This is a genomic window from Pseudomonas sp. B12(2026), from assembly GCF_057767015.1.
The window spans coordinates 5,154,433-5,178,997 of record NZ_CM173430.1 but is presented as its reverse complement, the minus strand read 5'-3'; the positions used below and the strand labels follow the sequence as shown (position 1 = coordinate 5,178,997).

At 67.4% G+C, this 24,565-nt stretch carries 21 protein-coding genes and 1 pseudogene; 3 read left to right on the top strand and 19 right to left on the bottom strand.

Going from position 1 to position 24,565, the window contains the following annotated elements:
- Positions 1-16 precede the first annotated feature (16 nt).
- The 3 genes from osmE to AC3B6A_RS24160 all read right to left on the bottom strand — a co-directional run bounded on the left by osmE (position 17) and on the right by AC3B6A_RS24160 (position 2,071).
- Positions 17-361, bottom strand: a complete 345-nt coding sequence (gene osmE, locus AC3B6A_RS24170) for an osmotically-inducible lipoprotein OsmE (RefSeq protein ID WP_488399624.1) — start codon at positions 359-361, stop codon at positions 17-19.
- Positions 362-452: 91 nt separating this feature from the next.
- Complete coding sequence (locus AC3B6A_RS24165) at positions 453-671, bottom strand: hypothetical protein (protein ID WP_488399623.1); 219 nt, start codon at positions 669-671, stop codon at positions 453-455.
- A 134-nt stretch (positions 672-805) separates the two neighbouring features.
- Positions 806-2,071 carry an Hsp70 family protein gene (locus AC3B6A_RS24160; RefSeq protein ID WP_488399622.1) on the bottom strand — a complete coding sequence of 422 codons (1,266 nt, stop codon included), beginning with the start codon at positions 2,069-2,071 and terminating at the stop codon, positions 806-808.
- 205 nt (positions 2,072-2,276) lie between these two features.
- On the opposite strand from AC3B6A_RS24160, the gene AC3B6A_RS24155 reads away from it, so the two are divergent.
- A complete protein-coding gene (locus AC3B6A_RS24155) occupies positions 2,277-3,140 on the top strand; it encodes an oxaloacetate decarboxylase (RefSeq protein ID WP_488399621.1) in 864 nt (287 codons plus the stop codon).
- A 20-nt stretch (positions 3,141-3,160) separates the two neighbouring features.
- Here AC3B6A_RS24155 and AC3B6A_RS24150 read toward each other — a convergent pair whose 3' ends face one another.
- The gene (locus AC3B6A_RS24150; protein ID WP_488399620.1) at positions 3,161-3,805 is read right to left on the bottom strand and encodes a hypothetical protein; all 645 of its coding nucleotides are present in this window, start codon (positions 3,803-3,805) and stop codon (positions 3,161-3,163) included.
- Between the two features lie 178 nt (positions 3,806-3,983).
- Here AC3B6A_RS24150 and AC3B6A_RS24145 point away from each other — a divergent pair, with 178 nt between their 5' ends.
- A complete protein-coding gene (locus AC3B6A_RS24145; protein WP_488399619.1) occupies positions 3,984-4,250 on the top strand; it encodes a DksA/TraR family C4-type zinc finger protein in 267 nt (88 codons plus the stop codon).
- Between the two features lie 96 nt (positions 4,251-4,346).
- On the opposite strand, the gene AC3B6A_RS24140 is transcribed toward AC3B6A_RS24145, so the two are convergent.
- The 3 genes from AC3B6A_RS24140 to tspR all read right to left on the bottom strand — a co-directional run bounded on the left by AC3B6A_RS24140 (position 4,347) and on the right by tspR (position 6,247).
- Complete coding sequence (locus AC3B6A_RS24140) at positions 4,347-4,853, bottom strand: GNAT family N-acetyltransferase (protein ID WP_488399618.1); 507 nt, start codon at positions 4,851-4,853, stop codon at positions 4,347-4,349.
- A 217-nt stretch (positions 4,854-5,070) separates the two neighbouring features.
- Positions 5,071-5,523 carry a GNAT family N-acetyltransferase gene (locus AC3B6A_RS24135; protein ID WP_488399617.1) on the bottom strand — a complete coding sequence of 151 codons (453 nt, stop codon included), beginning with the start codon at positions 5,521-5,523 and terminating at the stop codon, positions 5,071-5,073.
- 130 nt (positions 5,524-5,653) lie between these two features.
- The gene (tspR, locus tag AC3B6A_RS24130) at positions 5,654-6,247 is read right to left on the bottom strand and encodes a type III secretion system genes modulator TspR (RefSeq protein ID WP_488399616.1); all 594 of its coding nucleotides are present in this window, start codon (positions 6,245-6,247) and stop codon (positions 5,654-5,656) included.
- Between the two features lie 706 nt (positions 6,248-6,953).
- Here tspR and AC3B6A_RS24125 point away from each other — a divergent pair.
- A pseudogene (locus AC3B6A_RS24125) lies at positions 6,954-8,086 on the top strand (IS3 family transposase).
- Positions 8,087-8,161: 75 nt separating this feature from the next.
- Here AC3B6A_RS24125 and AC3B6A_RS24120 read toward each other — a convergent pair.
- The 12 genes from AC3B6A_RS24120 to AC3B6A_RS24065 form a co-directional block, all read right to left on the bottom strand.
- The gene (locus AC3B6A_RS24120; RefSeq protein ID WP_488399615.1) at positions 8,162-10,963 is read right to left on the bottom strand and encodes a hybrid sensor histidine kinase/response regulator; all 2,802 of its coding nucleotides are present in this window, start codon (positions 10,961-10,963) and stop codon (positions 8,162-8,164) included.
- Positions 10,964-11,088: 125 nt separating this feature from the next.
- Positions 11,089-12,378, bottom strand: a complete 1,290-nt coding sequence (purD, locus tag AC3B6A_RS24115; protein WP_488399614.1) for a phosphoribosylamine--glycine ligase — start codon at positions 12,376-12,378, stop codon at positions 11,089-11,091.
- A gap of 100 nt (positions 12,379-12,478) precedes the next feature.
- Entirely contained in the window at positions 12,479-14,086 is a 1,608-nt protein-coding gene (gene purH / locus AC3B6A_RS24110) for a bifunctional phosphoribosylaminoimidazolecarboxamide formyltransferase/IMP cyclohydrolase (protein WP_488399613.1), read from the bottom strand.
- Between the two features lie 86 nt (positions 14,087-14,172).
- Positions 14,173-14,493, bottom strand: coding sequence for a DNA-binding transcriptional regulator Fis (gene fis, locus AC3B6A_RS24105; RefSeq protein ID WP_024766365.1), 321 nt, complete (start codon positions 14,491-14,493; stop codon positions 14,173-14,175).
- Entirely contained in the window at positions 14,490-15,497 is a 1,008-nt protein-coding gene (gene dusB, locus AC3B6A_RS24100) for a tRNA dihydrouridine synthase DusB (RefSeq protein WP_488399612.1), read from the bottom strand. Before dusB ends, fis begins: the two co-directional genes overlap by 4 nt.
- 221 nt (positions 15,498-15,718) lie before the next feature.
- Positions 15,719-17,356: a DUF3426 domain-containing protein gene (locus AC3B6A_RS24095; protein WP_488399611.1), complete on the bottom strand. Its 1,638-nt coding sequence runs from the start codon at positions 17,354-17,356 to the stop codon at positions 15,719-15,721.
- Positions 17,357-17,415: 59 nt separating this feature from the next.
- The gene (gene prmA / locus AC3B6A_RS24090) at positions 17,416-18,294 is read right to left on the bottom strand and encodes a 50S ribosomal protein L11 methyltransferase (protein ID WP_488399610.1); all 879 of its coding nucleotides are present in this window, start codon (positions 18,292-18,294) and stop codon (positions 17,416-17,418) included.
- A 135-nt stretch (positions 18,295-18,429) separates the two neighbouring features.
- A complete protein-coding gene (gene accC, locus AC3B6A_RS24085; protein ID WP_488399609.1) occupies positions 18,430-19,779 on the bottom strand; it encodes an acetyl-CoA carboxylase biotin carboxylase subunit in 1,350 nt (449 codons plus the stop codon).
- 17 nt (positions 19,780-19,796) lie between these two features.
- Positions 19,797-20,264 carry an acetyl-CoA carboxylase biotin carboxyl carrier protein gene (gene accB, locus AC3B6A_RS24080; protein WP_488399608.1) on the bottom strand — a complete coding sequence of 156 codons (468 nt, stop codon included), beginning with the start codon at positions 20,262-20,264 and terminating at the stop codon, positions 19,797-19,799.
- 24 nt (positions 20,265-20,288) lie between these two features.
- Positions 20,289-20,732 (bottom strand): type II 3-dehydroquinate dehydratase, encoded by a 444-nt coding sequence (gene aroQ, locus AC3B6A_RS24075; protein ID WP_152226480.1) that lies wholly within the window; start codon positions 20,730-20,732, stop codon positions 20,289-20,291.
- Between the two features lie 150 nt (positions 20,733-20,882).
- Complete coding sequence (locus tag AC3B6A_RS24070) at positions 20,883-22,736, bottom strand: protein-disulfide reductase DsbD (RefSeq protein ID WP_488399607.1); 1,854 nt, start codon at positions 22,734-22,736, stop codon at positions 20,883-20,885.
- A 207-nt stretch (positions 22,737-22,943) separates the two neighbouring features.
- Positions 22,944-24,557, bottom strand: a complete 1,614-nt coding sequence (locus AC3B6A_RS24065; RefSeq protein WP_488399606.1) for a diguanylate cyclase — start codon at positions 24,555-24,557, stop codon at positions 22,944-22,946.
- Between the last annotated feature and the right edge of the window lie 8 nt (positions 24,558-24,565).

Here is a 24,565-nt window from a genome sequence, read left to right as displayed (position 1 = left end):
GGCGAGGGCCATTGGCTCATGGCTGGTAGTCGCGCTCGTGGCGGTCCAGCTCGGAGCAGGTCATGAAGCCCGAGCCGTCGACCTTGCCGCTGGCGTCGAAGCTGACATAGAAGGGCTGCTGCTGGCCCTCCTTGGCGAGGATGTAGCTGTTGCAGCTGCCGGCGTTCATCAGGCGCTTCTGCGTGGACGAGGGCGCCCCGCCGATGCGCAGCACCTGCTCCTTGCTCATGCCTCTGTCGACATCGCGAACCAGCGGCTCGGTGCGGAAGGTGATGTAGTTGACCGGATTCTGCACCTTGGTGGAGGCGCAGCCGGCCAGCGACGCCAGTACGAGCAATGCCAGCAGTGATCGTTTGTCCATCGTGCTCTCCTTGGTTCGAAGCGGCCTGGTTCGGTGGCGCACTTGCAAAACTTGGAGCGGCGAGGCGGCCGCGGAGTTCGGGAAATCTGCGCTACTGCGCGTCTTTCAGCGCATCGTCCAGGCGTTGCTGGTTCTGCACGTTGGCCTGGTCGATCTGCTGCTTGAGCTGCTGCATCTGCTGCTGGGCCTGTTGCGCCTGCTGGGCCTGCAGGTTGGCGGTGGTGGCCGCGGTGGCGGCCGTTTCGCCCAGGCCGCAGGCGGCGAGGGCGCAGGACAGGCCGGCGAGGGCGGCGAGGCGGAGGAGTGGCATGGCGGTTTCCGGCGTGAGGTGATGATTCACAACGCTAGCGCAAGGCGCGGCCGGCGTCAGTGCGCTCGGGCGCAATCCGCGCCTGTCGATGCCGCCGCCGGCCCCTGTCCCCGAAGGGCGAGGGGCCGCCTGGATCAGCCGTAGCGCTTCTTCGCCTCGATGGCCAGGCCGCTGCCGATCCCGCCGAAGCGGTCGCCGTCGACGTGGCGGGCGTTGGGCAGCATCGCCGCCACGCTCTGGCGCAGCGCCGGCACGCCGGAGGAGCCGCCGGTGAAGAACACAGTGTCGACCCGCGCCGGGTCGGCATCGGCGCCGGCGAGCAGCTCGCCGATGCTGCCGCGCACGCGCTCCAGCAACGGCGCGATGGCGCCCTCGAACAGCTCGCGGCTCAGCTCGGCGACAAGGCCCGGCTCGATGCGCGCCAGGTCGATGTCGCGGCGCCGGCTGTCGGAAAGCTCGATCTTGCTGGCTTCCACCTGGATCGCCAGCCAGTGGCCGGCGCGCTGTTCGATCAGCTTGAACAGGCGGTCGATGCCGGTGGCGTCGACGATGTCGTAGCGCATGTTCTGCAGCGCCAGCCGCGACTTCTGCGCGTACACCGCGTTGATGGTGTGCCAGGTGGCGAGGTTGAGGTGGTAGCTGGTGGGCATGAAGGCGTCGCTCTTCATCCGGCTGCCGTAGCCGAACAGCGGCATCACGCCCTGGATGCTCAGCTGCTTGTCGAAGTCGGTGCCGCCGATGTGCACGCCGCCGGTGGCGAGGATGTCGCCGTGGCGGTCGGCCACTTCGCGGCGTTCCGGGGACAGGCGCACCAGGGAGAAGTCCGAGGTGCCGCCGCCGATGTCGACGATCAGCACCAGTTCCTCGCGCTCGATGCCGCGCTCGTAGTCGAACGCCGCCGCCAGCGGCTCGTACTGGAAGGAGACGTCCTTGAAGCCGAGCTTGCGCGCCACGGCGACCAGGGTGTCCTGGGCTTCCTGGTCGGCCTTGGGATCGTCGTCGACGAAGAACACCGGGCGGCCCAGCACCACCGAGTCGAACTCGCGCCCGGCGACGCTCTCGGCGCGCTTCTTCAGCTCGCCGATGAACAGGCCGAGCAGGTCCTTGAACGGCATGGCGCTGCCCAGTACCGTGGTCTCGCTCTTCAGCAGCGAGGAGCCCAGCAGGCTTTTCAGCGAGCGCATCAGGCGGCCTTCGTAGCCTTCCAGGTATTCGTGCAGGGCCAGGCGGCCGTACACCGGGCGGCGCTCCTCGACGTTGAAGAAGATCACCGAGGGCAGGGTGATCTTGTCGTCCTCCAGGGCGATCAGCGGTTCCGTACCCGGACGCCACCAGCCGACGGTGGAGTTGGAGGTGCCGAAGTCGATGCCCAGGGCGCGGGCTTCAGTGGTCTGGAACATGGTGCGCGGTGTCCGGAGAAAAAACGGCCGCGCAGTTTACGCGAGCGGGAGGGGAAATCCAGGGTATCTGTCGGGATGCGGTGGTGGCAAAGAGGGCTTGGGGAGTACCTTGTAGTTTTGCTACATTGGTTTCCTGTAGTTTTCCTACAAGAGTTGTTGCCCACTGATTTCCTTTCCCACCCCGTACACGCAGTTGGAACCCACCATGCACAGAGCCTCCTTTCACGAATTGCGCAAGGAATTCCGCGCCTTACTGACGTCTTCCACCTGCTACCACACCGCTTCGGTGTTCGATCCGATGTCGGCGCGCATTGCCGCGGACCTGGGTTTCGAGGTGGGGATCCTGGGTGGTTCTGTAGCTTCACTACAAGTTCTGGCGGCGCCGGACTTCGCCCTGATCACCCTCAGCGAATTCGTCGAGCAGGCCACCCGCATCGGCCGCGTCGCCCGCCTGCCGGTGATCGCCGACGCCGACCACGGCTACGGCAATGCGCTGAACACCATGCGCACGGTGGGCGAGCTGGAGCGCGCCGGCGTGGCTGCCTTGACCATCGAGGACACCCTGCTGCCGGCGCAGTTCGGCCGCAAGTCCACCGACCTGATCTGCGTGGAGGAGGGCGTGGGCAAGATCCGCGCGGCCATCGAGGCGCGCATCGACGAGGAGATGGCGATCATCGCCCGCACCAACGCCGAAGTGCTGGAGGTGGACGACGTGATCCGCCGCACCCTGGCCTACCAGGCGGCCGGCGCCGACGCCATCTGCATGGTCGGCATCCGCGACTTCGAGCACCTGGAAGCGATCGCCCGCCATCTGAGCGTGCCGCTGATGCTGGTGTCCTACGGCAACCCGTCGCTGCGCGACGACAAGCGCCTGGCGCGCCTGGGCGTGCGCATCGTGGTGGACGGCCACGCGGCCTACTTCGCGGCGATCAAGGCCACCTACGATTGCCTGCGCGAGCAGCGCGGCGTCGACGCCTCCGACCTCACCGCGTCGGAACTGGCGAAGAAGTACGCCCTGCCCGAGGAGTACCAGATCTGGGCGCGGGAATACATGGAAGTGAAGGAGTAGGTCCGCCGTCCCGCGCCGTTTCAGTCTCGCGGCAGATGCGCCAGCAGGTATTCGACCTGCGCGTTGAAGGGATAGAGCAGCGTGCCCTCGGGTTTCTCCGCCTTGCGCAGGTAGGTCCAGCGCGAGAGCAGGGAGTCCCGGCCGGCACCGGCGGGTAGCGCCGCCAGGCGCTTGTCGATCGCCTCCTGCAGTTCACCGAGGCGCTGTGCATCCTCCCCGGTTTCCTTTCCCAGCAGGCGGCCATTGGCCCGCCGCGCCTCCAGCAGCGCCAGCTCGCGCAGTTCGTCTTCCAGCCCCTGCGGCGCCGGTTTGCGCTCCAGGATGAAGCTGTCGAACAGCCCCGCCACCTCCTGTGTCTGTCGCACCGCGTTGCGGATATCCACGCCTTTCTGCGTATAGGCCGTGCGCACCTGGTCCAGCGTCTGCCGATAGAGCTGCCAGAGGTCTCGCAGGCTGGTGGCGTTTTTCTGCTGCGACAATTGCTGCTCGAAGCGCTGGCTGAGCGAGTCCAGTCGCGTCAGGAAACGATCGTCGCCGGTGGCGCTGTACAGCAGCAGGTAGCGCTCCATGTCGTGCAGGCTGGCATCGGTGGCGTCGGCATTGGCCGCGCGCGGCAGCAGGCCGGTGAGCAGGAGGCTGGCGATCAGGGTGGAGGCGTAGCGCATGACGGAGTCCCGGGCAGGTGGAGGGCCGGCGATTCTCGGCAGCACGTGCGGCATGGACCATAAGACGCATCTGGTTCTGCGCTGCGACGCACTCGTCGCTTGGCGCGCCACTGGCCTTGCAATCACCGCCGGAGCCCTGCATATCTGGAGGCACACGAGCATTCCACGGGAGGTCGCCATGGCCAGCGGCTGGGCAAACGACGGAGCGGTTCAGGAACAGATCGACAGCACCATCGAGGACGCCATCGCACGGGCGCGCAACCAGCTGCCCAGGGGCGAGAGCCTCACGCACTGCGAGGAATGCGATGCGCCGATCCCCGAGGCGCGGCGCAAGGCGATTCCCGGCGTGCGCCTGTGCGTGAACTGCCAGACCGAGCACGACAAGGAGCAGGCGGCCTTCGCCGGCTACAACCGGCGCGGCAGCAAGGACAGCCAGCTGCGCTGATCGGGGCGTACCCCTGAGCATTCCGCGCGCGGGCTTTTCCGTCGAGGCTCGCCAATCCCCGTTCCAGCGAATCCCCCGCCGGTTGCCCGGCGGGCGTTACGGGGCGCTGCGCGGATCGAGGACCAGCTGCATGAAGGTCAGGTCCAGCCAGCGCCCGAACTTCTGACCCACCTGCGGCATCTGCCCGGTGGTGACGAAGCCGATGCGCTCGTGCAGGCGGATCGACGCCAGGTTGCCGCTCTCGATCGCCGCCACCATCACATGCAGCCCCTGGGCGCGGGCGCGTTCCACCAGCGCCTGCAGCAGCTGCACGCCCAGCCCCTTGCCGCGCTGGTCGGCGCGCACGTAGACCGAATGCTCCACCGTCTCGCGGAAACCGTCGAAAGCGCGCCACGGGCCGTAGCTGGCGTAGCCGACCACTTCGCCGCCGTCCTCGGCGACCAGCACCGGGAAACCTTGCTGGTTGCGCTGCTGCAGCCAGGCGCGGCGGTTTTCCAGGTCGACGGCGATCTCGTTCCAGATGGCGGTGGTGTTGAGCACGGCGTCGTTGTAGATGTCGCGCAGGCCGCCGAGGTCGGCTTGGCTGGCGTCGCGGATGAGCATGGGATGGTCCTTCAGGTGGGCCGGGTGCACGTAACGGAGCAACAGCCGTGCCGGTTGCGCCAGGCTGGTGCGCGGTGGCCGTGTCAGGCGGGGTTGGACGAAGACGGAGCGCCTGGGCCGGGCACGCTTGTGGTGCGTCTGCGCCGGCGCTGCGCCGCACGGGTGCGCAAGGGTAGCGTGGCTGGCCGGATATTGCCCGCGGCTCCGTCGCGATGCGTCAGGCCAGTTCCTTGCGCATGTATACCCGGTGGAAGCCGTTCTCCAGCCGCCGCTCGTATTCGCGGTAGCCGTTCTTCGCGTAGAGCTCGATGTTCTGTCGCATCCGCTCGTTGGTGTAGAGGTACAGCGAGTGGTAGCCCAGCTTCGCGGCGTCTTCCTCGGCGCGGACCAGCAGGCGGCGGCCGATGCCCTGGCCTTCGCACTCGGGCAGCACGGCGATGTTGTCGAGGAGGAAGCCTTCGCTGGTTTCGCGCGTCACCAGCAGCCCGACGGGATTGCCGCCCTGCTCGGCGATCAGCACCCGGTCCTCGGCGATGACCTGGTGGTAGTCGTCCAGCATCGGCGCCGGTTTGCGGCCGATCAGCGGAATCCACCGGGCATAGGCGGCGGCCGCGCAGACTGCGGCGAAGCCGGCATCGTCGTCGGCGGCGGGGCGCAGGGTGATGGACATGAAGGACTCCGGCGGGCGAAACGGGGCTGGCAGCTTGCCACTTGCCGGCGCCGTGCACCAGTGACAGGTCGCCTCGCCCGACCGGGGGCTGGCGGCGGCTCTCCGGCGGCCGGGCGAGCCGCCGCGGGCGTCATTGCGGTACGAAGTAGCCGCGCACGCCGGTCATGATGATCTGCGCGGCCAGGGCGCAGACGAACAGGCCCATCAGCCGGCTGACGATCTGCAGGCCCTGGTCGCCGAGGATTTTCTCGATCTTGTCGGACAGGTAGAGGCTGACGCCCAGGGTCAGGCAGGCGAGGGTGATCGCCGCGATGGCCAGCAGCTTGGTCTCCCATTCCTGGTTGACGCCCATCACCAGCAGCGCACCGATGGTGCCGGGGCCGACGGTGATCGGGATGGTCAGCGGGACGATGGTGACGTCCTGCTGCACGTTGTCGCTCTGGACCGTCGAGCGGCCCTGGGCCATGCCCAGCGCGGAGATGAACAGCACGCTGCCGGCGCCGATGCGGAAGGCGTCGGCGGTGATGCCGAACAGGGTGAAGATGTAGCGCCCGAACAGGTACAGCAGCACGCTGGCGACCAGCGCCGCCAGGGCCACGCGCCAGGCCATGTGCTTGCGGTCGCGCGGGGCGAAGCCGCGGCTCAGGCTGATGAAGCAGGACAGCACGAAGAAGGGGCTGTAGAGCACCAGCATCTTCAGGTACACGCTGGACAACACATGCATGGGGGGAACTCGTCCGGGTTGAGGTGTTTCACGCGCCGGGGCGTGCGTGGGCACAGCATAGCGGGTTGGGGCGCGGGGCGGCATGGTGGCGCGGTGGCGGTGTGATCGGACCCGCTCCTGCGCGAGCTTTCCCGTAGGAGCGGACCTTGTCCGCGATGCTCTTGTTCTTCGTACGGTGTTTCTGCGCAGCATTATCGACCGTCTTGTTCGGTGTTGCTGCGCCGCTTCGGCGTGTGCGGGAAGATTTTGTTTCGCCCCCTCGGGCGACCTACTTTGCCAAACGACGGATGGCCGCCCCACGCAAAGTAGGCAAAAGTCTGTGCCCCATCATCCGGCCCCGGCTTCGCCGGGGTTCCCTCGCTCCATCGAAGTTTCAGGGGCCCGCGTTGACGGGCCATCCCTGGCCCGACAACGCTCTCGCGGCATCCATGCCGCTCGACCCCTGAAACTCCGATTCCGCTCGGCCTCCTGAAGGGGCGCTCCGGCGTGCGCGGAGATTTCTCTGGAAGTCTTCAGGAGCGAAAGCAGGGAGGGATGCGCGAAAAGCTTCGCTGCAGGGGGCGTGAACGAGTAAGTGGCGGGGACATCTGTAGGAGCGAGCTTGCTCGCGAACCAGCCCCACTGCGAAGTCAGTTTGTAGTGGTCCGGAAATTCTGGACACCGAGATAGGAGCGAGTTAACTAACGCGACTATTGAGGTGATTTACATGGGTCATAGAAAACTATCGGACGCGCTCAAGCGCGAAGCAGTGCAACTGGTGGTAGCGCAGGGCTACTCGGTGCCGCAGGCAGCACAGGCCATGGGGGTGGGACCGACGGCGTTGCGGCGTTGGGTCTCGCAATGGCGGGCTGAGCAACCGGGTTCGGTCATCGATGATGCCCAGCGCATCCGTGCACTGGAGAGCCAGTTGGCGCAGGTGCAGCGCGCACTGGCAGAGGCGCAGGAAGAGCGTGACACGCTAAAAAAATCCACGGCCTTCTTCGTTCGGGAAATGCTGCGAGCTGGCAAATGATCGACCGAGTGAAGGGGGCCATGAGCGTCACGCGCTGCTGTCGCCTGCTTGGACTGGCGCGCAGCAGTTACTACGCGGCGCGTCATAAGCGCCCGAAACCACCCAGCCCGCTACTCTCGGCCGTCACGGACCTGCATGAAAGCAGCCGGCACACCTATGGCTCACGCCGGATGTCGGCGGCCTTGCGTCAGCAGGGGCATGCGGTGGGTCGGCAACGGGCTCGCCGCCTAATGCGTCAGGCTGGCCTGGCGGTGGCTCGACGGCGCAATCAGCACTATCGGCGGCACACCAAGCCGGCAGCGGCGGCCCCCAACCACCTCAATCGCCAATTCCAGCCGGCAGCCCCGAATCAGGTCTGGGCCGGCGACATCACCTATCTGCGTACGGCGCGTGGCTGGCTGTACCTGGCTATCGTGGTCGATCTGTATGCCCGGCGAATCGTGGGCTGGGCATTCTCGTCCGTGGCTGATACGGATTTGGTGATCCAGGCCCTGGAGCTCGCCGTGTCGATGCGACACCCGGACAACGGCCTGATGTTCCACTCCGATCAGGGGTGCCAGTACAGCAGCGAGCGCTTTGTGGACATGCTGCGACGTTTGCAGATCGTGCAGAGCATGAGTCGGCGCGGCAATTGCTGGGACAATGCAGTGGTGGAGCGAGTCTTTGCCAGCTTGAAGCGTGAGTGGATAGGCGAGCGGCGCTATCGAGACCAGCACGAAGCCAAAGCCGATGTGACACGATTCGTCGCCACCTACTACAACCATCAGCGTCTTCATTCGACAACGAAGCAGTTGCCGCCAGCCGTGTTCGAGGCGCGGGCGGCTTGATGCTCCTATAGCGGTGTCTAGAAAAACCGGACCACTACAGTTCGCGAGCAAGCTCGCTCCTACGAAAAGGCGGATTCAGGAGGGCAGGGCGTCGCTCTGCTGGTGCAGGCGGCGGTCGCGTTCGCCGACCCAGTAGGCCACCAGCTCGCGCAGCTGCGACAGTTCCACCGGCTTGGCCATGTGCCCGTCCATGCCGACCAGCCGCGCGCGTTCCTTGTGTTCGCTGAGGATGTGCGCGGTGAGCGCCACCACCGGGGTGTGCGGGCGCTGTTCGTGGGCTTCCCAGGCACGCAGGCGTTCGGTGGCGGAGAAGCCGTCGAGCACCGGCATTTCGCAGTCCATCAGCACCAGGTCGTACTGCGTCGACTTCATCGCCGCCAGGGCTTCCTCGCCGTTGCTGGCGGTGTCCGGCTGCAGGTTGAGCTTGCTCAGCATGCCGCGGATGACCTTGGTGGAGATGCTGTTGTCCTCGGCCACCAGGATGCGGAAATCGCTCGGCGGGACCGCGGGGGCCAGTTCGCCGCCGGCCTGCAGGTAGTTGCTCACGCCGCTCGGGCCGCGCTGCCCGAGTTCCTCGGCGAGGGTCGCCTTGAGGGTGTAGCCCGCCACCGGCTTGGCGAGGATGCGCTTGATCCCGGCGTTGCGGGCGATGATCTTGCTCGGCGCGTTGCTGATGCCGGTGAGCATGATCAGCAGGATGTCATGGTTGAGGTTGGGGTCTTCCTGGATCTTGGTCGCCAGTTGCATGCCGGTCATGCCGGGCATGTCCTGGTCGAGCAGGACCACGTCGAAGTACTCGCGCAGGTGCGCCTTGGTGCGCAGTTGGGCCAGCGCTTCCTTGCCGGAGGCGACGGCGCTGACGTTCATGCCCCAGGCGCTGCACTGCTGTACCACCACCTTGCGGCAGGTCTGGTTGTCGTCCACCACCAGCAGGCGCGCGCCCTGCAGCGGGCTGTCCAGATCGGCGGCGGATTGCTGCAGCTGCTGCGGGTCCAGCGGCAGGCTCAGCCAGAGCAGGTTGCCCGAGTCGCCGTCGCCGCTTTCCACACCGCTCTCTATTCCAAAGTCGCCGGACATCAGGCGCACCAGCTGGCGCGCGATGATCAGCCCGAGGCGGCTGCTCAGGCGGGTGGCGGAGAGGAAATCGCGGCTGTGCAGTTCGGCGGTGAGCAGCGCCTGGCGATCCTTGCTGTCCAGCGGGCGGCCGCTGTCCTGTACGGCGATGCGCAGGCGCGGGCGCTCCGGCGGACCGTCGAGCGCGACCACCAGCAGGATTTCGCCTTCGTCGGTCTGCTTGAAGGCGTTGTCCAGCAGGCTCAGCACGGCCTGGCGCAGGCGCGTCGGGTCGCCGCTGACGATGCGCGGCACCTGCGGCTGGGTGAAGCTGATCAGCTCGACCCGCTGCTGTTCGGCCTTGGCACGGAAGATCGCCAGGCAGTCCTCGATCAGCGCGCCGAGGTCGAACTGCACTTCGTCCAGCTCGATCTGCCCGGATTCCAGCTTGGAGATGTCGAGGATCTCGTTGATCAGCGCCAGCAGTTCGTTGCCGGCGCTGTGGATGGTCTGCACGTAGTCGCGCTGCTTGGCCGACAGCGGCGTGCCGAGCAGCAGCTCGGTCATGCCCAGCACGCCGTTCATGGGGGTGCGGATCTCGTGGCTGATCTTGGCCAGGAAGTCACCCTTGGCCTTGAGCTCGGCGACGTTGGCGGCGCGCTGGCGGCTGGCGGCGAAGTGCTCCTCCTGGAGCTTGCCCTGGCGTTCGGCGAGGGCGAGGCTGAGCAGGATGCCCACCAGGGCGGTGAGTCCGAGCAGGCCGCTGCCCAGCCATTCGGCGCGGGCCGGCAGGTAGCCCAGCAGCGAGGGCAGGCTCAGGCACCAGACCAGCACGAAGACGCCCATGCCCACGGCGAACAGGCGCGCCGGCTGGTAGGCGTGGGTCCAGTAGTAGACCGCCACCGAGAGCATGCCCAGGGTGACCAGGGTGATGAGGCCGTAGACCAGGTCGCTCAGCGGCACCGCGAGCAGCAGGTGCAGCGCCCCGCCGAGGACCATCAGGGCGGCGGTGCCGCCCAGCAGCAGGCGCTTGAGCGGCAGGCGCGGGGCGAGGCCGCGGAAGAAGCTGGCGGTGTAGCCCAGCGCGCAGAACAGCGTCAGCAGCAGGCTGAATTGCGCGGTGAGCGGCTGCCAGGACTGGTGGGCGCCGTACCAGGGGCTCAGCAGGCCGAACAGGGTGAGGCAGGCCAGCAGCAGGCTGGCGTGCACGCCAGCGAGCCACAGCCCGCTGGGGACGCGGGTGTAGGCATAACGCACGAGGTTGTAGACCAGCAGCATGGCGAGGCAGCCGATCAGGATGCCGAAATGCAGGGGCCGCTGCTCGTGGCTCGGCTGGGTCATGTCCTCGATGCTGATGCTGGGCCGCAGCGGCTGGCTGGAGGCCAGGCGCAGGTAAAGGTCCAGCGGTTCCGCGCTGGCGCGCAGCGGCAGGACGATGTCGCTGCTCAGCAGCGGACGCTGCAGCGGCGACAGGTTGCCGGCGCTCTTCTGCTCCAGCAGCTTCTGGCCCTGGAGGATGAAGAGTTCGACGCTGTCCAGGCTGGGGGCGAAGACGCGCAGTTGCTGCGGGTTCTCGCTGACCGGCAGGCGGTAGCGCAGCCAGGTCGCGCCGGGGCCGGCGGGGGCGTGCAGGTTGTCGATGTCGAGCGGGCTGAAGAGCGGGCTGTAGCGCGGGGAAAGGATGTCCTGCAATTGCAGGCGGGCGTCGCCGTCGTGGAGTTGAGACCAGCCGGGGTCCTGGCTTGCGGCCATGGCCGGGACACAGACCAGAGCGGCCAGCAGCAAGCTGACGAGGAGTCCTGTGGCAGTCCAGAGCCGACGCACGGCGAAGTCCCTTCGGTAGTGAGTGGGCGGATTATAGCCAAGTGCGCAGGGGGCCGTAATCCACACGGGCGCGCGGGGACCCGTGGCCGGAGGCGCTCCGCTCGAACGCCTCCGGTGCCGGGGCATCAGCCCTCGCCGCGCTCGCGGGCGATGGCGCGGTAGCCGATGTCCTTGCGGTAGAAACAGCCGTTCCAGCGGATCTTTTCCGCCAGGCGGTAGGCCTGCTCCTGGGCCGACGAGACGCTCGGGCCGATGGCCGTGGCGCACAGCACGCGGCCGCCGCTGGTGACGACCTGGCCGTCCTTCAGCGCGGTGCCGGCGTGGAACACCTTGCCGTCGAGCCTGGCGGCTTCGTCCAGGCCTTCGATGACGTCACCCTTGGCGTAGTCGCCCGGGTAGCCGCCGGCGGCCAGTACCACGCCCACGGTGGGACGCGGGTCCCAGGTGGCTTCGACCTTGTCCAGCGCCTTGGCCAGGGCGGCCTCGACCAGCAGCACCAGGGAGCTTTCCAGGCGCACCATGATCGGCTGGGTTTCCGGGTCGCCGAAGCGGCAGTTGAACTCGATGACCTTCGGCGCGCCGCTCTTGTCGATCATCAGGCCGGCGTAGAGGAAGCCGGTGTAGACGTTGCCTTCCTCGGCCATGCCGCGCACGGTCGGGTAGATCACTTCATCCATCACACGCTTGTGCACGTCGGCTGTCACGACCGGCGCCGGGGAGTAGGCGCCCATGCCGCCGGTGTTCGGGCCGGTATCGGCATCGCCGACGCGCTTGTGGTCCTGGCTGGTGGCCATCGGCAGCACGTTCTGGCCGTCGACCATGACGATGAAGCTGGCTTCCTCGCCGTCGAGGAACTCCTCGATCACCACGCGCGAACCGGCGTCACCGAAGGCGTTGCCGGCGAGCATGTCGCGCACGGCGTCCTCGGCTTCGGCCAGGGTCATGGCGACGATCACGCCCTTGCCCGCGGCCAGGCCGTCGGCCTTGATCACGATGGGCGCGCCCTTCTCGCGCAGGTAGGCCAGCGCCGGCTCGACTTCGGTGAAGTTCTGGTAGTCGGCGGTGGGGATCTGGTGGCGGGCGAGGAAATCCTTGGTGAAGGCCTTGGAGCCTTCGAGCTGCGCGGCGCCGGCGGTGGGGCCGAAGATGTCCAGGCCGCGCGAGCGGAACAGGTCGACCACGCCTTTCACCAGCGGGGCCTCGGGGCCGACGATGGTCAACTGCACGTTCTTCGCGGCGAAGTCGGCCAACTGTTCCAGGGCCAGCACGTCGATGTCGACGTTCTCGCACTTGGCTTCGGTGGCGGTGCCGGCGTTGCCCGGGGCGACGAAGACCTTCTGCACGCGCGAATCCTGCGCGACCTTCCAGGCCAGCGCGTGCTCGCGACCGCCGCTGCCGATGATGAGTATGTTCATAAATCTCTCCTGCGGAGAGAGCGGCAAGCCTTAAGCAGTAAGCCGCAAGCGGGAGCGGGGCTCTGGCTTGCGGCTTTTAGCTTGTAGCTTGCAGCTCGCTTCAGTGTCTGAAATGACGCATGCCGGTGAAGACCATCGCGATGCCGGCTTCGTCGGCGGCGGCGATCACTTCGTTGTCGCGCATCGAGCCGCCCGGCTGGATCACCGCGGTGATGCCGGCCTTGGCGGCGTTGTCGATGCCGTCGCGGAACGGGAAGAAGGCGTCGGACGCCATGACCGCACCCGCAACGATCAGACCCGCGTGCTCGGCCTTGATGGCGGCGATGCGGGCGGAGTTCACGCGGCTCATCTGGCCGGCGCCGACACCGACGGTCTGGCGGTGCTTGGCGTAGACGATGGCGTTGGATTTGACGAACTTGGCCACTTTCCAGGCGAAGATCAGGTCGTGGATTTCCTGCTCGCTCGGCGCGCGCTGGGTGACGATCTTCAGGTCATCGGCGGTGATCATGCCGATGTCGCGGCTCTGTACCAGCAGGCCGCCGTTGACGCGCTTGAAGTCCCAGCCCGGGGTGCGCTCGGCCGGCCACTCGCCGCATTCCAGCAGGCGCACGTTGGCCTTGGCGGCGACCACGGCACGGGCGGCCTCGGAGACTTTCGGGGCGATGATGACTTCGACGAACTGGCGCTCGACGATGGCCTGGGCGGTCTCGCCGTCCAGCTCGCGGTTGAAGGCGATGATGCCGCCGAAGGCCGATTCGGTGTCGGTGGCGTAGGCCAGGTCGTAGGCCTTGCGGATGCCGCCTTCGTTCTCCGGAACCACGGCCACGCCGCACGGGTTGGCGTGCTTGACGATGACGCAGGCCGGCTTGACGAAGCTCTTCACGCACTCCAGCGCGGCGTCGGTGTCGGCCACGTTGTTGAACGAGAGTTCCTTGCCCTGCAGCTGGATGGCGGTGGAAACGCTGGCTTCGCCCTTCTTCGCCTCGACGTAGAAGGCCGCGCTCTGGTGCGGGTTCTCGCCGTAGCGCATTTCCTGCGCCTTGATGAACTGGCTGTTGAAGGTGCGCGGGAAGGCGCTGCGGTCGGCGGTGGAGAGGGTGTCGCGCGCCTGGTCGATGGTGCCCAGGTAGTTGGCGATCATGCCGTCGTAGGCGGAGGTGTGCTCGAACGCCTTGAGGGCCAGGTCGAAGCGCTGGGCGTAGGTCAGGCCGCCGGCTTTGAGGGCCTCGACGACGCTGGCGTAGTCGCCGGCGTTGACCACGATGGCGACGTCCTTGTGGTTCTTCGCAGCGCTGCGGACCATGGTCGGGCCGCCGATGTCGATGTTCTCGATGGCGGTCGGCAGGTCGCAGTCGGCCTTGGCCACGGTCGCTTCGAACGGGTACAGGTTGACCGCCACCAGGTCGATCGGCTTGATGCCGTGCTCGGCCATCACCGCGCCGTCGATGTCGCGGCGGCCGAGGATGCCGCCGTGCACTTTCGGGTGCAGGGTCTTCACGCGGCCGTCCATCATTTCCGGGAAGCCGGTGTAGTCGGCCACTTCCACGGCGGCGATGCCGTTGTCCTTGAGCAGCTTGTAGGTGCCGCCGGTGGAGAGGATCTCCACGCCGAGGGCTGCCAGCTCACGGGCGAAGTCGACGACGCCGGTCTTGTCGGAAACGCTGATTAGTGCGCGGCGGATGGGCAGGCGGGTGGTTTGGTCGGTCATAACGGTTTCCACAAAGGCTACGGGCTTCCGGTGTCAGTCGGCGCCTGCGCGACCGAACGATCGCGGCCCGCCGCCTGCCACCGTGGTCAGAGAAGGTCGTACTGCTTGAGTTTCTTGCGCAGGGTCCCGCGGTTCAGGCCCAGCAGTTCGGAGGCTTTGGTCTGGTTCCCCTTCACGTGGTTCATGACGGTTTCCAGCAGCGGCGCCTCGACTTCGCAAAGCACCATGTTGTACACGTCCGTGACCGGCTGCCCTTCGAGATGGGCGAAATAGTTATGCAGTGCCTTTTCCACGCTGTCGCGGAGGGTCTGGCCCTCCTGCGTCGGAGTGGTCAGGTGCTGTTTAAGGTTGGCGTTGTCGCTCACGGGTGTCATTCCACTCACTAATGTCTCGGTCATCGTTGTCATGCGGCCACCCCTTCTCCGTTATTGTGGCGCTCGGCGAAGAACTGCCTGACGCTGGCGCACTGTGCATCCGTGTCCTGCAAACGATTGAACTGGGTGCGGAACTCCGCCGCACCCGGCAGCGTGGCGAGGTACCAGCCCACGTGCTTGCGGGCAATTCGCACACCCATGTCTTCCCCATAAAACGCATGCAATGCAGCGAGGTGTTCGAGCAGGATGCCTTCCACTTCGTGCAGGGTCGGCGCCGGCAGTGTCTCGCCGGTGCCCAGGTAATGATCGATCTCGCGGAAGATCCAGGGCCTGCCCTGGGCGGCGCGGCCGATCAGCAGGGCGTCCACCCCGGTCTGCTCGAGCACCTGCCGTGCCTTGCGCGGCGAATCGATATCACCGTTGGCGAAGACCGGAATGGAAACCGCCTGCTTGATCGCCGCGATGGTTTCGTACTCCGCTTCGCCAGTGTAGAGGTCGGCGCGGGTCCTGCCGTGCACCGCCAGCGCCTGGATGCCCGACTGCTCGGCGATCCGCGCCACCGTCACGCCGTTCCTGTTCTCCCGGTCCCAACCGGTGCGAATCTTCAGGGTGACGGGCACCTCCACCGCCGCGACCACCGCCTCGAGGATGTCGGCCACCAGCCGTTCATCCTTCATCAGCGCGGAACCCGCGGCCTTGTTGCATACCTTCTTCGCCGGACAGCCCATGTTGATGTCGATGATCTGCGCGCCGAGCTCCACGTTGCAGCGGGCGGCCTGCGCGAGCATCTGCGGGTCGCCACCGGCAATCTGCACCGAACGGGGCTGATCTTCGTTGTCGTGCTGCAGGCGCAGGCGCGACTTGCGGCTGTTCCACAGGCGGACGTCGCTGGTGACCATTTCCGAGACCACCATGCCGGCGCCGAGACGACGGCACAGCTGGCGGAACGGACGATCGGTAACGCCGGCCATCGGGGCCAGGATCAGTCTGTTGGGCAGTGTGTAGGAGCCGATGCGTACCACCGACCTGAGTTCCATGGTTAATGGGGCGGAAACACCGAAACGCCGCGCTGTGGAGCTCGCGGGTACGTGTCGGGGACCTGCCACCGGTGCTAGCAAAAAAGGGAGGGCATGATACCCGCTCTCGATGACCGGATAAAGGCGAATCTGGATAAATTCTGAACAGTCGGCGGCTTATCGCCCAAGGTAGGAAGACGAGCGGAACTGGCGCCGGACGGCCTTCTGGACTACCCGCCGGATCACTCCGGCGAGTGGAAGCTCAGGCTGTAGTTCACGGCCTTCGGACCCGGGTCGAGGATGTCCAGGGAAATGTGGATCGGCGTCTGCGGCGGCATCTCGCTCTGCCCGGCCAGCTCGCCCGAGAGGTATTCGCTGGGCTTGAAGCGGCGGCTGGCGATCAGCTGGCCGTTGAGGTCGGCGAAGCGCATCTCCAGCAGCGGGAAGGGCTGCGAGAAGTTCGCCCGGTTGTAGATGATCGCGTCGACCACCAGCGCGCCGCTGAAGTCCGGGTGGCTGCGCACCACCAGGTTGCTGCTGCGGATCTGCTCCACGTCCACCTTGGAGGGCAGGGTGCAGCCCAGTTCCGGGCAGGCCTGGGCGAACCAGGGGCGGTACTGGTCCTGGCGCGCCAGTTCCTCGAAGTGATAGACGATGTACTGCCCGGCCAGGCCGAGCAGCGCGACCAGGACCAGCAGCAGCCAGAACAGGCGGCGGCCCCAGCGGCGCTTGGGCTTCTGCCAGTCCAGTTGCAGCGGTTCGTCGCTCAGGTCGTGCAGGTCGTCGTGGCGCAGCGCGGGTTCGGCGCGGCGGTTGTCGGCGCGTTTGTCGGCGACGGCCGGCTGCTCTTCGACGGGCTCGGGTTCGTCATCGTCATCGTCGCGGCGGGCGCTGAAGGCCGGCAGTTCGTCGTCGTCATCAGCGGCGCTGATGCGTGGGGAGGCGACGACCGGCGCTGGCTCCTGCTCCTCCGCCTCGGGCTCTTCGTCGGGCTGGAGGCGGGCGGCGGGTGCCGGCTCTTCCGGTTCGTCGGCCGGCAGTTTGCTCAGGTTGGGCTCCTGGCGGGCGGTGCGACCGCCGTTGTCCTGTTCCTCCTGCAGCAAGGCCTCGGCCCAGCGCTCGTCGTGCGGGTCGCGCTTGTCCGCCTGGTGGACCTGCAGTGCCTCGCTGGGGCCGGGGGCGCGATCGATGCTAAGGAATTCCTGGGACAGCTCGAACTCGTCGAGCTTGGCCAGTTCTTCGTCGAGATTGAGGCTGTCCAGATCCAGGTCGTCGTGGATCCACAGCGTCTCTTCTTGCTTTGCCTTTGCCTGAGCGCTTTCGACACTGGCCGGTTCGCCGGTGGCCGGAGCTGGCGCAGGAGTCGGAGCGGGAGCCGCCGCCGGAGCCGGGGCAGCCGCTGCCGCCGGAGCTGCCGCCACGGCGGGCGCTGGCGCGGGGCGGGGTTCCGGCCGGGCTTCGGCTTTGGGTTCGGCGTCGACGGGCTTTGCCGCGACATCGCTGGAGTGACGCGCCGCGTGGGGCGCCAGCGGCCAGCCGAGGGTGGCGGTGCCGGGGAGCGGCGACGGCTCCGGTTTTTTCGGGGGCGGGGCAACGGCCGGTGCCGAGGCGGGCTTCGCCACGGCGGGGGCTGGGGCCGGTGCCGCCGGTTCTGCCGCGGGCGTGGGGGCCGGCGCGGGCTTCGGCGGGCTGGCGGACGGCGGGACCACGGTCGTCAGGGTCGGCGCCGGCGTCGGTTCGCCCAGCATGTTCTGCGGCGCGTTGAACACCTTCAGGCAGGTTCCGCAGCGCACAGCGCCACTGGCCGCACCCAGTTGCGCCGAGTTGACGCGGAAGCGGGTCTGGCAATGGGGGCACTGTGTGATGAAGCTGTCGCTCATGCGGCGGTCCGGCGGAAAATCTGGCGGTTAGTCTAACTCAAGCCCCGTACGGCGGGCAGTCAGCGGCGGCGGCCGGTGATGCGGATCCAGCCTTCCTGCTCGGCGGTCGGGTCGAGGTCGAAGGCGCTGGCATAGGCGGCGCGCACTTCCTCGGCCTGCTCGGCGAGGATGCCGGAGAGGGCCAGGCGGCCGCCGGATTTCACCAGCCCAGTGAGCTGTTCTGCCAATGAGACCAGCGGACCGGCCAGAATGTTCGCCACCAGCACGTCGGCAGGCTCCTTCGGCAGATCAGCGGGCAGGTAGACGGGGAATTTCGCCGGGTCGATGCCGTTGCGCGAGGCATTGTCGCGCGAGGCTTCCAGCGCCTGCGGGTCGATGTCGGTGCCGGCGGCGCGCTCGGCGCCCAGCAGCAGCGCGGCGATGGCGAGGATGCCCGAGCCGCAGCCGAAATCCAGCACGTACTGGCCGGCCAGTTCCTGGCCATCCAGCCACTGCAGGCACAGCGCGGTGGTCGGGTGGGTGCCGGTGCCGAAGGCCAGGCCCGGGTCGAGCAGCAGGTTCACCGCGTCCGGCTCCGGCGCTTCGTGCCAGCTGGGCACGATCCACAGGCGGCGGCCGAAGCGCATCGGCTTGAAGTTGTCCATCCAGCTGCGTTCCCAGTCCTGGTCCTCGATGCGCTCGACCTGGTGCTGCGGCAGCTCGCCGCCGGTCAGCAGGGCGAGGTGGGCGAGCAGCGCGGTCTCGTCGGTGTCGGCCTCGAACAGGGCGAGCAGGTGGGTGTGGCTCCACAGCGGGGTGGTGCCCAGGTCCGGCTCGAAGATCGGCTGGTCTTCGGCGTCCATGAAGGTCACCGAGACGGCGCCGACTTCCAGCAGCGCGTCTTCATAGGTTTCCGCCTGTTCCGGGGTGATGGCGAGTCGGACTTGAAGCCAGGGCATAGGTTTTCCTTCGGAAACAGCTTCAAGCCTCAAGCTTCAAGCTACGAGAAAAAGCAAGGGAGCGGACCAGCCGCTCCCTTTGGGGTGTCGCACATCATACCGCTTGCTGCTTGTCGCTTGCAGCTTGCGGCTGAATTAGTGCTTGTCCATGCCCAGCTTCTTCTCCAGGTAGTGGATGTTCACGCCACCCTTGCAGAACTCCTTGTCGCGGACCAGATCCTTGTGCAGCTCGGTATTGGTCTTGATGCCGTCGACGATCAGCTCGTCCAGGGCATTGCGCATGCGCGCCAGGGCTTCGTCGCGGTCCTTGCCGTAGGCGATGATCTTGCCCACCAGCGAGTCGTAGTTCGGCGGTACGGCGTAGCCGCTGTACAGGTGCGAATCCACACGCACGCCGTTGCCGCCCGGTGCGTGGAAGTGCTTCACCTTGCCGGGGCTGGGCATGAAGGTCTTCGGGTCCTCGGCGTTGATCCGGCATTCCAGTGCATGGCCACGGATGACCACGTCTTCCTGGCGGATCGACAGCTTGTTGCCCGAGGCGATGCTGAGCATCTCCTTGACGATGTCGATGCCGGTGACCATCTCCGACACCGGATGCTCCACCTGCACGCGGGTGTTCATCTCGATGAAGTAGAAGCGGCCGTTCTCGTAGAGGAACTCGAAGGTGCCGGCGCCACGGTAGCCGATCTCGACGCAGGCCTGGACGCAGCGGGCCAGCACTTCGGCGCGGGCCTGTTCGTCGATGCCCGGGGCCGGGGCTTCTTCCAGCACCTTCTGGTGACGGCGCTGCAGGGAGCAGTCGCGGTCGCCCAGGTGGATGGCGTTGCCCTGGCCGTCGGAGAGCACCTGGACTTCCACGTGACGCGGGTTGGTCAGGAACTTCTCCAGGTAGACCATCGAGTTGCCGAAGGCCGCGCCCGCTTCGGTGCGGGTCAGCTTGGCGGACTTGATCAGGTCTTCCTCGTTGTGCACCACGCGCATGCCGCGACCACCGCCGCCGCCGGCGGCCTTGATGATCACCGGGTAGCCGACCTCGCGGGCGATCGCCAGCGCGGTTTCCTCGTCCTCCGGCAGCGGGCCGTCGGAGCCCGGTACGGTCGGGACGCCGGCCTTCTTCATGGCGTCCTTGGCGGACACCTTGTCACCCATCAGGCGGATCACGTCGGCGCTCGGGCCGATGAAGGTGAAGCCCGAACGCTCGACCTGCTCGGCGAAGTCGGCGTTCTCGGCGAGGAAGCCGTAGCCGGGGTGGATGCCCACGGCGCCGGTGACCTCGGCCGCGGCGATGATCGCCGGGATGTGCAGGTAGGACTGCGCAGCCGGGGCCGGACCGATGCAGACCGCTTCGTCGGCCAGCGACAGGTGCATCAGCTCGCGGTCGGCGGTCGAGTGCACGGCCACCGTCTTGATGCCCAGCTCCTTGCACGCGCGCAGGATGCGCAGTGCGATTTCGCCGCGGTTGGCGATCAGTACTTTTTCCAACATCGCAGGTTCCCCGCGGCTTAGACGATGGTGAACAGGGGCTGGTCGAATTCGACCGGCTGGCCGTTCTCCACGAGGATCTGCTCGATCACGCCGCTGGTTTCAGCCTCGATGTGGTTCATCATCTTCATGGCTTCGACGATGCACAGGATGTCGCCCTTCTTCACGCTCTGGCCGACTTCGACGAAGTTGGCGGAGGTCGGCGAGGCGGCGCGGTAGAAGGTGCCGACCATCGGCGAGCGCACGGCGTTGCCGTTGAGCTTCGGTGCGGCCGGGGCGGCTTCGGCGGCCGGTGCGGCGGCGGCAGCGGCCGGAGCGGCTGCAACAGGCGCCGGAGCGTAGGCCGGGGCGGCGGCGTAGATCGGCGCAGCAGCGTTCTTGCTGTTGCGGCTGATGCGTACGGACTCTTCGCCCTCTTTGATTTCCAGCTCGTCGATGCCGGATTCTTCGAGCAGCTCGATCAGTTTCTTGACTTTACGGATGTCCATCAGTGTTCGCACTCCCAGGTGAGGTCACGGGCGTTCAAGTTGTTCAAGGGCGGATTCCAGGGCCAGGCGGTAGCCTGTGGCTCCCAGGCCGCAGATCACCCCTACCGCCACGTCGGAGAAGTAGGAGTGATGCCGGAAAGGTTCGCGTTTGTGCACGTTGGAAAGGTGCACTTCGATGAATGGGATGCTCACTGCGAGCAATGCGTCACGTAGGGCGACACTTGTATGCGTGAACGCGGCCGGATTGATGAGGATGAAGTCCACGCCTTCGCCTCGCGCGGCGTGGATCCGGTCGATCAGCTCATACTCGGCGTTGCTCTGCAGGTGCATCAGGTGGTGGCCGGCCTCGCGGGCGCGGCGCTCCAGGTCCTGGTTGATCTGCTCGAGGGTGACGGAGCCGTACTTGTCGGGCTCGCGGGTGCCCAGCAGGTTGAGGTTGGGCCCGTGCAGTACCAGTAAGGTCGCCATCTGGATGCTCTTGTCCTTCTCTATGGGCGGAAAAAGATAGGGCGGGACTATGCCGGAAAGCCGGCGTGACTGTCCAGTCATGCGGATTTTGCCGTAGATGTCGGCATGTTGCCAGCCGATTACGGCAGAAGCATTGCAGTCAAACGCTTGTCAGGAGCGCGATCCGGCCTGTTTGAGGCGGTCGGCCAGGGTGGCGGCGTCGGTCTCGCCGATGATGCGCAGATCGCTCCATTCGTCGCCTTTTGCCGAGAAGAACAGCAGCGCCGGCGGGCCGAACAGGTTGTAGCGGTCGAGCAGGGCGCGCTGTTCCTCGGTGCTGGCGGTCATGTCGAAGCGCAGCAGGACGAAGCCGGGCAGTTGCGCCTGGACTTCCGGGGTCGGCAGCACCTGGCGCTCGATGATCTTGCAGCTGATGCACCAGTCGGCGTACCAGTCCAGCAGCACCGGGCGACCGGCGGCCCGGGCGTCGGCCAGGGCGGCGTCGAGCTGGGCCGGCGAGGTGATGTTCTGCCAGTCGCCGGGCGTGGTGGACGGCGGACCGGCATGCAGGCCCGGACTGCTGCGGCCCAGCGGGTGCATCGGGTCGGATTCGCCGCGCAGGGCGCCGGTCCAGGCGGCCACCGCGTAGACCAGGAACATCAGGCCGAGCAACTGGCCGACGCGTTGCAGCGGCTTCTTCGGCCCCAGTTCGAGGGTGCCCATGGCGAGGGCGACGCCGCCGGCCAGGGTGCCCCAGAGGGTCAGCGCCACCGGGCCGGCGACCAGGCGTTCGAGCATCCAGATGGCCACCGCCAGCAGCATCACGCCGAAGACGTTGCGCACGCCGTTCATCCAGGCGCCGCTCCTGGGCAGCAGCGCGCCGCCGCCGACGGCGAAGATCACCAGCGGCGTGCCCATGCCCAGGCCCAGGGAGAACAGCAGCATGCCGCCGCCCGCTGCATCGCCGGTGCTGCTGATATAGAGCAGCAGGCCGGCCAGCGGGGCGGTGACGCAGGGCGAGACCAGCAGGCTGGACAGCACGCCGAGGGTGGCGGCGCCGGCGATGGAGCCGCCGCGGGTCTGGTTGGCCATGTTGTCCAGGCGATCGCGGACGAAGGTCGGCAGGCGCATCTCGAACACGCCGAACATGGCGATGGCGAAGACCACGAAGAAGGCCGCGAAGGGGATCAGCACCCAGGGCGACTGCAGCATCGCCTGCAGGTTGAGCTTGGCGCCGAACAGGCCCATCAGGGTGCCGAGCACCGCGTAGCAGACCGCCATCGGCAGCACGTAGGCCAGCGACAGCGCCAGGCCGCGCATGCCGCCCGGGCGGCCGCGCAGGACCACGCCGGAAAGGATCGGCAGCATCGGCAGCACGCAGGGGGTGAAGGTCAGCGCCAGGCCCAGGAGGAAGAAGATCACCAGGGCGCGGCCGAGCTTCTTGATCTTGCCCGGTTCATGGTCGCCCAGCAGGCTGGCCAGCGGATTGTCGCCGGACGTGGCCCTGGCGGCGCCGGCAGAGGCGGCGGCAGCGCTGACCACGCTGGCGGCCTGGCCGTCGGCGATCCGCAGGCGGGTGGTTTCCGGCGCGTAGCACAGGCCCTTGTCGGCGCAGCCCTGGTAGCTCACCACCAGGGTGAAGGGCTTGTGCTGCGGGTTGTTCAGCGGCACGTCGATGTCGGTGATGGCGTAGTAGACGACGCTGTCGCCGAAGTAGTCGTCGTGGTGCTGCTTGCCCGGCGGCAGCTTCACCTCGCCGACGCTCACGCCGCCGTCGGCCGGTTCGACCTTGAAGCTGAAGCGGTGCTGGTAGAGGTAGTAGCCGTCGGCATTGATGAAGCGCAGCTTCACCTGCTGGCTGTCGCTGTCCTCGACGCTGACGCGGAAGGCCTCGGCCACCGGCAGGAAATCGCCCTTGGCGGGTTGCCCGACGCTGAAGCCGCCGGTGTCGGCGGGTTTGTCGAACAGGCCGGCGGCAGCGGGCAGGGCGACCAGGAGCAGAAGCAGGGTGAGCAGGCGGCGCATGGACATCTCGCGGACTACGGAATGGCGGGCATGATAACGGAAAGCGCCCGGCGCGGCCCGTGCCGCCGCCGGGGGAGCTGTGACAAGAGATGAGCGGGCCGTCGGGGCCGCGGCGCGAAGCCGTGGCGCTCGTTCGTCGGTTGCGTCAATCGGCCGCGAACCGCCTGGGCACCTTGGAGGCAAACGGCTCACAAGCGCGCGGGGTGCTCAGCCGAACACTTCCACCCGGTTGCGCCCGCCGTGCTTGGCCCGGTACAGCGCCTCGTCGGCCTGGTTGGCGAGGGTCTTGATGTCCATCTCCTCGCCCAGCTCGGCAATGCCGCAGCTGAAGGTGCAGCTCAGGTCGCCGGGTTGCGCCGGGTAGCGGATCTCGGCGAAGCGCTGGCGGATGTCCTCCAGCACCTTGCGCGCCGCGTCCGCGTCGGTGTCGGGCAGGACCACGGCGAACTCCTCGCCGCCGTAGCGGCCGATGTGGTCGGTCTTGCGCAGGCGCTGCTTGAGGAACAGCGCCAGGCCCTTGATCACCCGGTCGCCCATGGGGTGGCCGAAGGTGTCGTTGACCTTCTTGAAGTGGTCGATGTCGAGCATCGCGAAGGTCAGCGGCCGGCCCTCGCGGCGCGCGCGGAAGCGGGCGTCGTCGAGCAGTTGCAGGGTGTGGGTGTGGTTGTACAGGCCGGTGAGGCTGTCGCGCACCATCCGCGCCTTCAGGCTGCGCGCCCGCGCCGCGCGGTTGCGCACGGTGGCGATCAGGTGGCGCGGCTTGATCGGCTTGGTGAGGAAGTCGTCGCCTCCTTCGCTCATGGCGTCGAGCTGCTTGTCCAGGTCGTCCTCGGCCGACAGGTAGATGATCGGCACGCTGACGTAGCGTTCGTGCTGGCGGATCACCTTGGCCAGCTCGGTGCCCAGGCATTCGGGCATGTACATGTCGAGGATGATCAGGTCCGGCTGGAATTCGGCCAGCTCGGCCATCACCGACAGCGGCGCGGTCAGCGCGCGGGTGACGATGCCGGCGCTGTTGAGGACCATCTCGGTGTGCGCGGCCTGGGCCCGGGAGTCGTCGACGATCAGCACGCGGAACGGCTCGTAGTACGCCGCGCGGGTCAGGGTCTCGATCTTTTCCAGCAGCGCGGAGGCGTCCAGGGCGCCGGTGAAGAAGTCCTGCCCGCCGGCGCGGGCGGCGGCCAGGCGGGTCGGGGTGTCGGTTTCCTCGTGGCTGAAGAACAGCACCGGCAGTTTCTGCCTGAGGCCGGCCTGGGCCTCGTCGGCCAGTGTCAGGCCCTGGGCCGGGCCGGCGAAGTCGATTTCCATCACGATGGCCGCCGGATGCCGCTCGGCCATCGCCGAGCGGAAGGCGTTGGCGTGTTCGCAGGGCTGCGCGGCCATGCCGAAGAATTCCAGCTGCTGGGCCAGGCGTCCGGCGCGCTCCAGGTCCTGCAGGGCCAGGTACACCGGCTTGCGCAGCGGCGGCAGGCTGGTCTGTTCGAGCTGGTCGCCGTGGCGCAGGCCGGTGCGCGACAGGCGCTGCATCAGGCCGTTGAGTTCGGTGATCAGGGCGCTGGACAGGCGTCCGCGGTTGTCCTGCACGGCGCCCAGGCACTGGCCGATGGCCCGGGCCAGGTCGGCGTGCTCGGCCTGCTCGAAACGCTCGGCGTAGCGCTGCAGGCGCAGGCAGGCCTCGCCCAGTTCCTCCATCCCGGCGCTGCTCCACTCCGAGCGCGACAGGCGCTGCCAGACCTCCAGCAGGTGGCGGGCCTGGTGGATCACCCGTTGGGCGAAGTGATGCTTGAGGCGATCGAGAGGGGGATCGTCGAGCTCGTTCATGGCGTGCT